Genomic DNA, 6,314 nt, shown 5'->3' with positions numbered 1-6,314 from the left:
GGCAGAGAAGTGACGCGAGCCCTCCCGGACGCCGAAGGCCACCTACAGGTGGCCTTCATGCGCGGCGCGTACCCGGCCGGGCGCGCGCCCGCTACACCGTGATCACCGTCTGGGTGCCACCGACGACGGCGCGGCGCTTGTCCGGCAGCAGCTTCAACGCGTGGGTCGGGCCGACCACGAGGTCGACCACGGCGATGCCGTAGTGCACCGAGAGCCGGTCGAGGTCGGCCACGGCCCAGCCGTGCCGGCCGGACAGCTTCCGGCTGACCTGCGCCTGGCTGAGCCCGAGCCCGTAACGGGCCTTCCGACGGCGGCACCGCCCGTGGGCCCGTCAGCTTCCGGCCGGGAGCGGGCGCGGCTCGGTCGGCTTGTCGGCGGCGAGGTAGGCGCCGGCGAGCTCGGCCAGGTCCCGCGCGAGCTCGTCCGCCGCGGCCCGGTCCGCGCCCTGGCCGGCGCTCGTGCCAGCCAGGGCGATCGCGGTGTCGAGGTCGGCGGCGTAGCGCACCACGGAGTCGTAGATGCGGGCGGTGGTCATCAGGTCCAGCGGCACCTCGCCCCGTACCCGCCACATCCGCACGGTCTCGGCGACGTGGCGCAGCAGGGCGGTGACGTGGGTGGCGGGCAACATGAGTTCGCCGTCGTGCCGGTACAGCACCAGCGGGAACCGGCCGCCGTGGGTTCCGTCCGGTGCGTTGCCGTTGTGGTCGGTGGTGCTGGTCACAGCAGGTCTTCCTCTCGGTGGGTAGGGGAGCGGGTGCGGCCGGGTCAGCAGCCGGTGCTGACCACTGCGGCGACCGCGGCCTGCTCGGTGAGGGTGTAGGCGCGCCGGTCGCCGGTGCGGGTGGTCGGGACGGCGGCGGGGTCGCGGCCCGGAGGCCGCTTGGCTACGGCCGGATACCGGCTGCTGCCGCGAGCTAGATCGCCTTCTATCGGGCGATCATGAGCCCGCCCGGCCCTTCCGGCACGGGCGGGGCTGTCGGGCGCCCTGTGGGGCACTCAGGCCGTTTCTCGCGCCCTTCAGGGACCGGGGGCTGACGCCGCGTTGGAGCTGGGGCTCCACACACCTCACGTAACGTCGCGGGTCATGTCGACGAAACGCGAGTAGTGGAGCTGGGCGGCCAGGGTGATCGTCGCGGTCGGGCCGTTGCGGTGCTTGCCGACGATCAGGTCGACCTCGCCCGCGCGGGGGTGCTCCTTCTCGTAGGCGTCGGGGCGGTGCAGCAGGATGATGATGTCGGCGTCCTGCCCCAGCGAGCCGGATTCGCGCAGGTCGGCGACCATCGGGGTCTTGTCGGTGCGCATCTCGGGGCCGCGGTTGAGCTGGGCCAGGATGATGATCGGGATGGCGAGTTCCTTGGCCAGCAGCTTGATGTTGCGGCTGATGTCGGAGACCTCCTGCTGGCGGTTGTCGTCGCCGCGCCGCTTGGTGCCGGCGGTGATGAGCTGGACGTAGTCGATGATGATCAGCGACAGGTCCGGGACGCGGTGCTTGAGCCGGCGGCACTTGGCCTGGATCTCGGGCAGCGACTGGGCGGACTCGTTGATGTAGAGCGGGGCGTCGCTGTAGCGCGGGGCGGCGACGGCCAGGCTGTGCCAGGACTCGTCGGTCAGGGTTCCGGCCCGCAGGTGGTGCAGCCCGACCTTGGCTTCCGCCGACAGGGCCCGCATGTTCAGCTCGTCGACCGACATCTCCAGCGTGATGAACGCGGCCGGGCGCCCGGCGCCCTCGATCGGCTGGTCCGCGGCGTTGCGCGGCATGGTGCAGGCCCGCGCGAAGTCCATGGCCACCGTCGACTTCCCGTGGCCCGGCCGTCCCGCGACGATGATCACCTGGCCGGGCTGCCAGCCCTGGGTGAGCGCGTCCAGGTCGGCGAAGCCGGTCGGCACGCCGGTGATGCCCGTCCGGGTGCCGGCGGCCTCGATGTTGTCGAGGGTGGTGCCGACGGTGTCGCGCGGCAGCACGAAGTCGTCCTCGCGGCCGCGGGTCTCCACCACGGCCGCGATCTCGGCCGCGGCGGCGGCGGCGATCTCGTCGATCTCGCCTTCACCGGCGTAGCCCATGCCGACGATGCGGGTTCCGGCCTCCACCAGGCGGCGCAGCACCGCCTGCTCGCGCACGCCCTCGGCGTAGTACTCGGCGTTCGCCGCGGTGGGCACCGAGTTGACCAGGGTGTGCAGGTACGAGGCGCCGCCCACGCGCTCCAGCTCACCGCGCTTGCCGAGCTCGCGGGCGACGGTGATCGGGTCGGCCGGCTCCTTGCGCTTGTGCAGGTCGAGGATCGCGCGGTGGATCGTCTGGTGCGCGGGACGGTAGTAGTCGTCCGCGCTGAGCGTGTTGGAGACGTCGATGATGGCGTCCTTGGAGAGCAGCATGCCGCCGAGGACGGACTGCTCCGCGACCAGGTCCTTCTCCCGGCCGCCGGGCGGCACCCGCTCGAAGCCGCTGTCGTCGGCCTTCTTCTCGGCCTTCGGCTTCCGGCGCCGGGCCTTCGGCGACGCCTCCTCGGCCGGCGGCTCGGTGTCGGCCCAGTCGATCTCGTCCGGGACGTGCTGGGTGGGTACGCTCGCGGTGGATTCCACGGTTCACTCCTGGAGTTCAAACGCGGCCGCCGGGGCCTGGGCAAGGGTTCTTCCGGCGGCCGCGTCGTGCTGTACGGGCAGGGTCAGATGTTCGGCTTGCGCAGGCTGGCCAGCAGGTCAGCGACCTGAGCCGGAGCCGGAACCGGCTTGAAGTCCGGGTCCTCCTTCGGCAGCGACGGACGCGGCGCAGCGCCCTGGGCGGGGATGGCCGCACCGGCCACGATCTCGAACAGCGGCAGGTTCGGAACACGGTCGCGCTCCAGCACCGAGCCGTGGTTCTTGATGCCGCCCGGGTTCTTGGTCAGCTGCTCCACCAGGAGCCGCCGGGCACGGTCGTCCAGCTCCGTGATCCTCGGCCAGCCCTGGTCGAACATCGCTTCCAGCAGTGCCGGGGCGATGCCCTTGGCCTTCACCCGACCAACGGACCACGGCTGGGGGAGCACCTGGAGGAGCCGGACGGCGGCCGCGGTTTCCTCGGGGGCGAAGACCCTCCCCTCCTCCTCCCCCGGCGTAGCCGGCACGCGACCGGTGGTGTCCGTGAGGGGGCTGGGGGAGGAGGTAGTTACCTCCTCCGGGGGGTGTGGGGGGTTGGAGCCGGAAGTGGGGAATCCCTGATTCCGGCCCTGACCTGCGGAAACGGGCCCGTTCCGGTCTCGGGTTTTCCCCGAACCCGGGTTTTCCCCGATTCCGTTCTGACCTGCCGAAATCGGGTTTTCCCCGGTTCTGGCAGGGCCTCCGAGAGTCGGAGCCGGGTTTTCCCCGATTTCGGCCCTGACCTGCGACGATGCATTGACGCCCTCGGCGACGTACGGGCGGTTGTTGGCCGGGTTGCGGTAGACCTCGATGACCCAGGCGGGGCGTCTCGTCTTCGGGTCGTAGACGGACTCGCGGCTCATGTGCCCAGCCTTGGTGAGCCGCTTGGCGACCACCTCGAACCGGTCCAGGCTCATCTTCCAGCCCATCGCCCGCAGCTCGGCCGCCAGCGTTTTCGCGTCGGCCGGCTTGCGCGGGTCCATCAGCAGCAGCGCCGCCAGGACGCCGAGGTCTTCCGGCTGGAGCCCTGCGGTCTCGACAACCGCCCGCTGGAGAATGACCTCCTCCGGCGGTTCCCACGCCCGCCGGATCTGGGTGCCGCCGAACGGCGGCTCGGCCTTGGTCACGCGGTCACCTCCGATGCGGCCTGGACGGACAGGTGGTCAGAAGGGCAGGTCTGGACATGGGTGTGGTACGGCATGCCCATAGAGGCCCGAAATTTGGGATCGGTGTGACGCCGGGCGAGGTGACGCGCGTCACGGGTGGGCGGTGCGGCCGGAACGACACGGCGGCGCCGAGGGGCGGGGTGGCGCAAGAAGTGGCGCAAGAAGTGCTCTCTCTCCCGCTGTTGCCAGTCCCACGGCACCAGGTGCTCCCCCGGCCGGGCGAGGAGAGAGGTGTCTCTCGCCCTGCGGCGGGTACGACTGGTACGGTCGGACCGACAACAGCTATATGCGGTGGAAGCGGCCTTATCTCTTGCCGGAGGGGGGCCGCTTTTGCTTTGCCCTGTTCAGTTGTGGTAGCCGCCGCGAGCCTAGACCCGAGCACGGATGTTCTCCCTACCCAGGCGGCGCCGGGCGTGTCCGGCAGGAGCAGGGTGAAGGGCGCAGCCTGTGGACAGAGATCGCGAGCGCCCCGGCCGACAACCCGGCCGGGGCGCAGCTGGAGTCTTAGGCCAGCGGGACGTCGTAGCGCAGCACCCAGCCGGGGGCGAGGGTGTGCACGGTGGCCTCAACGGCGCGGCCCTCGTCGGTGTATCCGATGTGCGTGATCTCGATCAGCTCGGTGCCCGATTCAACGCCGAGCAGCTCCGCGACCTGGCCGGTCGCCGGACGGAGCTGAACGTATTCCACGGCCTTGGCCTGGGCGAAGCCCGCCTCGGCCATGCGGCTGATGATGCCGCCGACGCCCGTGTCGACCTGCTCGATGCCCGCGGCCTCGGCCACGTCGGTCGGGATGTAAGAGTCGGCGAGCTGGACCAGGCGCTCGCCGTCGAACATCGAGCGCTTCCGGATGGAGACGGTGGTGCTGGCGTCGGTGCCGAGGATGCCGGCGACGCGCTCCGGGGCGGTTCCACGCTCCACGCCGACGACCGCCTTCGGGGTGCCGCCGCTTCGGCGGGTCTCGGCGTCGAATGCGCCGTGCGCGCCGCCGTCCTCACGGGTGGCCTTGCGGTAGCGGGTGGCGGCGTCGCGGAGGATGGTGCCGTCCTCGTTGATGGTGTTGCTGGCCATGCTCTACTCCTCGTTGTTGATGGCCGGTCAGGTGGTGGGGTCGAGTGCCCAGTCGTAGCGGAGCGTCCAGAGGTGCACGGGCATGATGTGCACCGTCGCCTCCACTGCTCGCCCCGCCCTGGTGCGCGCGACATGCAGCAACTCGTAGACGGGCTGCTGGTCGGACAGGTTGAGGGACTGCGCCTCGGCTGCGCTCGGCGGCCGGACGTTGATCGTTTCCTCGATGTGGGTCTGGGCGAACCCGAGGTCGGCCAGGCGGCTGATAGAGCCGCCCGGCCCGGTGTCGATGTCCTCCAGCTGTGTGTCGCCAGCGATGTCCAGCGGGAGGAAAGTGTCGGCGACCTGCACGGGAATGGGCCGGGCGGACGGGTCGTCCTGGGGGACGGCGTACATGACCCGGGATCGCAGGACCGTACTGACCGCAGCCGCATCGACGTCCAGGGCCTGGGCGGCGACGGCGGTCGGCTGCGCACGCTCGACGGTCACGCGCGATTCGGGCACCAGCCCCATGCCGCGGAGTTCCGTCTCGAAGGCTCCCCGGCTCTGCCGGCCGCCGCCGACGTCCTGCTCCCGTGCGACACGTCGATAGCGCGACGTACCGTCTCGGGTGATCTTTCGGACGAAGCGACTGACGAAGGAGCCTCGACCCTGCTCGCTGATCACCAGGCCCTCAGCGGCCAGGGATCGCACGGCCCGGTCGATGATCGAGCGGGGTACGTCGTACTGCTTGGCGAGATTTTGCAGGCTGGGGAGCCGCGACCCGGGGGTGAAACCGTCGTCGCCGGCCCGGATGCCGGAGCGAATGTGGTCAGCCACCCGCCGGTATGCGGCTGCTGCCGCGTCCGTGGGTTCGGTCATGGTGATGACCCTACGGTGCGGCGCGACACTTAGCAACTGTCGCGCGACAGTGTTGACCGCGCATCGCTCTGTGTGTCATCGTCATCACGTCGCCACCGACCGGGACGCAACCCCGGGAGAGAGCGGCAACCTCGCACTACCGCTATGCCCAACGAGCTCAGATCAGTGACGCAACCGCTGGTCAGGGCCCGGAAACGGCGCTGCGGGCTCGGTGACGCAACCACCGGCCCGCAGCTCGGCGGACCAACCTCACTGTCACTGAGGAGTGATTGCCGTGCGCTACATCATGCCCGGCCGCGGGGCCCGGATCGAATCCGGCTCCGTCGCCGCCCTTCACACGCAGTTCGAGGGCCAGGTGCTGGCCCTCGTCACCCGGGACCTCGCGGCGGTCGACCCGGCCGCCGGCGAGGGTACCGTCGCCGAGCTGGTCGCCCGGGTCTGGGAGCTCGCCGCCCGTCACGCGGCCAGCGCGGCCCGGACCACCTGGGACCACCTCGCCTGGTTCGTCGACCACGCCCTCGCCACCCGCGCTGCCGGCCTCCAGACGGCGGGGTGCTGACGATGTCGCAGCCCGACGCGGCGCAGGCCGCGGCCCTGGACGCGGTGATC

At 71.0% G+C, this 6,314-nt stretch carries 7 protein-coding genes; 1 reads left to right on the top strand and 6 read right to left on the bottom strand.

The window, feature by feature from the left end:
* Positions 1–91 precede the first annotated feature (91 nt).
* From AE652_RS32920 to AE652_RS32895, 6 genes are all read right to left on the bottom strand, one after another.
* A complete protein-coding gene (locus AE652_RS32920; RefSeq protein WP_234348631.1) occupies positions 92–232 on the bottom strand; it encodes a hypothetical protein in 141 nt (46 codons plus the stop codon).
* A 99-nt stretch (positions 233–331) separates the two neighbouring features.
* The gene (locus AE652_RS45585; protein WP_049658266.1) at positions 332–721 is read right to left on the bottom strand and encodes a hypothetical protein; all 390 of its coding nucleotides are present in this window, start codon (positions 719–721) and stop codon (positions 332–334) included.
* Positions 722–1,065: 344 nt separating this feature from the next.
* Positions 1,066–2,580: a replicative DNA helicase gene (gene dnaB, locus AE652_RS32910; protein WP_049658265.1), complete on the bottom strand. Its 1,515-nt coding sequence runs from the start codon at positions 2,578–2,580 to the stop codon at positions 1,066–1,068.
* Between the two features lie 83 nt (positions 2,581–2,663).
* On the bottom strand, positions 2,664–3,740 hold the full coding sequence (locus AE652_RS32905) for a hypothetical protein (RefSeq protein ID WP_049658264.1): 1,077 nt from the start codon (positions 3,738–3,740) through the stop codon (positions 2,664–2,666).
* Positions 3,741–4,283: 543 nt separating this feature from the next.
* Positions 4,284–4,847: a UTRA domain-containing protein gene (locus AE652_RS32900; RefSeq protein ID WP_049658262.1), complete on the bottom strand. Its 564-nt coding sequence runs from the start codon at positions 4,845–4,847 to the stop codon at positions 4,284–4,286.
* 27 nt (positions 4,848–4,874) lie between these two features.
* Positions 4,875–5,705, bottom strand: a complete 831-nt coding sequence (locus AE652_RS32895) for a GntR family transcriptional regulator (protein WP_063780347.1) — start codon at positions 5,703–5,705, stop codon at positions 4,875–4,877.
* 274 nt (positions 5,706–5,979) lie between these two features.
* On the opposite strand from AE652_RS32895, the gene AE652_RS32890 reads away from it, so the two are divergent.
* Positions 5,980–6,264: a hypothetical protein gene (locus AE652_RS32890; RefSeq protein WP_049658257.1), complete on the top strand. Its 285-nt coding sequence runs from the start codon at positions 5,980–5,982 to the stop codon at positions 6,262–6,264.
* Positions 6,265–6,314: the final 50 nt, after the last annotated feature.

The sequence above is a fragment of the Kitasatospora sp. MY 5-36 genome, assembly GCF_001182915.1.
Taxonomy (GTDB): Bacteria; Actinomycetota; Actinomycetes; order Streptomycetales; family Streptomycetaceae; genus Kitasatospora.
Note: the sequence above shows the minus strand (reverse complement) of the source record. Positions and strands in the feature narration are given on the sequence as shown.

Excerpts from the sequence above, each read along its gene's own strand:
- AE652_RS32900 (WP_049658262.1), bottom strand. The coding sequence starts at position 4,847 with ATGGCCAGCAACACCATCAACGAGGACGGCACCATCCTCCGCGACGCC.
- AE652_RS32895 (WP_063780347.1), bottom strand. The coding sequence starts at position 5,705 with ATGACCGAACCCACGGACGCGGCAGCAGCCGCATACCGGCGGGTGGCT.